This is a genomic window from Protofrankia sp. Cj3 (assembly GCF_917627355.1).
Taxonomy (GTDB): Bacteria; Actinomycetota; Actinomycetes; order Frankiales; family Frankiaceae; genus Protofrankia.
Window position 1 is genome coordinate 1,878 of the sequence record NZ_CAKJTR010000080.1, and the last position, 1,603, is coordinate 3,480.

At 69.1% G+C, this 1,603-nt stretch carries 3 protein-coding genes; 1 reads left to right on the forward strand and 2 read right to left on the reverse strand.

Annotation, left to right across the window (positions count from 1 at the left end):
• A partial coding sequence (locus MJ783_RS12785; protein ID WP_239310644.1) for a PAC2 family protein occupies positions 1–902 on the reverse strand: 902 nt, incomplete at its 3' end.
• Positions 903–1,111: 209 nt separating this feature from the next.
• Between MJ783_RS12785 and MJ783_RS12790 the strand changes: the two genes are divergently transcribed.
• Positions 1,112–1,264: a hypothetical protein gene (locus MJ783_RS12790; protein ID WP_239310645.1), complete on the forward strand. Its 153-nt coding sequence runs from the start codon at positions 1,112–1,114 to the stop codon at positions 1,262–1,264.
• On the opposite strand, the gene MJ783_RS12795 is transcribed toward MJ783_RS12790, so the two are convergent.
• Entirely contained in the window at positions 1,249–1,497 is a 249-nt protein-coding gene (locus MJ783_RS12795) for a hypothetical protein (RefSeq protein WP_239310646.1), read from the reverse strand. The genes MJ783_RS12790 and MJ783_RS12795 overlap by 16 nt on opposite strands.
• Positions 1,498–1,603: the final 106 nt, after the last annotated feature.

A 1,603-nucleotide genomic window follows, 5' to 3' on the forward strand; every position in this document is an offset into this window, starting at 1 on the left:
CCGGGCTCGGTCTGCTCGGCCAGAAAGCGTTCCAGCGCGGCGCCGAGCTCGTCCGCGGTCGGCAGGGAGTCGGTCGTGGCCGTGGGCAGGTTCGAGCCCTCCCGGCCGCGCATGAACGCGTCGTACTGCTCTTCGAGCGCCCGGACGAGCGCGGCGGCTTCGGCGCCCTCTTCCAGCTGCCGGTTGACGTTGTCGTGGACCGCGGCCGACGCCGCGCGCAGCCCGTCCAGCGGCAGCAGCAGGCCGGTCGCCTTGGACACCGCGGTGAGCAGCGCCTCGGTCGCCGCCGGATAGTCGGTTTGGGAGAGATAGTGCGGGACGTGGGCGGCGAAGCCCATCGCGTCGCGGCCTTCCCGTCCCAACTCGTATTCCAGCAGATGGCCGGCGGTGCCGGGGACCTGTACCCGCCGCAGCCAGGGCTCGTACCCGGTGACCAGATCCGGTCGGGTGGCGTGGGCGGTGATCCCGCAGGGGCGGGTGTGCGGCACAGCCATCGGGATCGCGTTGAGGCCCACGGTGACCTGGACGCCCAGGAGCGCCGCGACGCCGCGCACCGCGGTGGTGAACCGCATCCACTGCAGGTCGGGTTCTGGGCCGCACAGCAGCAGGAACGAGGTGCCGGCGCTGTCGTTGAGCACATGCAGGCCGAGCACCGGCTCCTCGTAGTGCTCCCAGTGGTCCTCAACGAAGATCATGGATGGTCGGCGGGAGCGGTAGTCAAGCAGCTGGTCCACATCGAAGGTCACGATGAGCCGGTGCTCGAGGGCGCTCAGCAGGTGCTGGCTGGCAAGGCGGACCGCCCCGCCCGCGTCGACGACACCTGTCAGCGCCTCCACCAGCACGGGCCGACCCAGCTCGGGCAGATCGTCAGCGATCTCGTACAGCGCACTCGGGTCGAGCACCGGTGGAGACCTCCTCGCAGAATCCGTCAGGTGGCTTCACCGAAGATGAAGCCACGCCTGTCCCGATCTATTTCTGTCGTGCGGCCCTCGGCCCCGCGTCGCGGATCTCGTCGCGGCGGAGGGCCCGCGGTGGTGCGTGTACGGAGAACGGTATCGGTACCAGTATTGTGCCGTGCCGCGGTCTGGTTTTGTCCAGGTCGTCTCCGGTTTTGTCCGAGTCGTCCGTTGCGCTGGTCGTGCTGGTCGTGGTAGCAGCCGCCGCGGCAGCGGCGGTCGGCGGGAACGGTGTCCAGCCGGCCGGGGTGCTGAATGGCACGGAGAGCCATGATTACACCGCCTTTGATGATCAGTACCAGACGTAGGCGTTCGCGTGCCAGGCGGCCAGGCCGATGACCCACAGTACGATGTCGATGACGCCGAGGACGAACCCGGCTGTTGCCTGCCCGCCGCCGCCACCGCGCCTGCCACGCACGCCGAAGACGATCGCCGCGATGCCGAGGGCGATCCCGAGGAAGAACAGACCGGCGATCCCGCAGACCAGGCTGATGGTTCCGTCCCGCTTGGCGGTCGGCGTCCTGGTTGGTCCAAAAGTCATGCCCGGTGTGTTCCCGCGGAACAACCCCGGTACACGCCGTGATGGATCGGTCATCCGCGAGTGAGTGTTCACAATGGCCGGTGAGCCCGGCCGGGCAGCTGGGGGC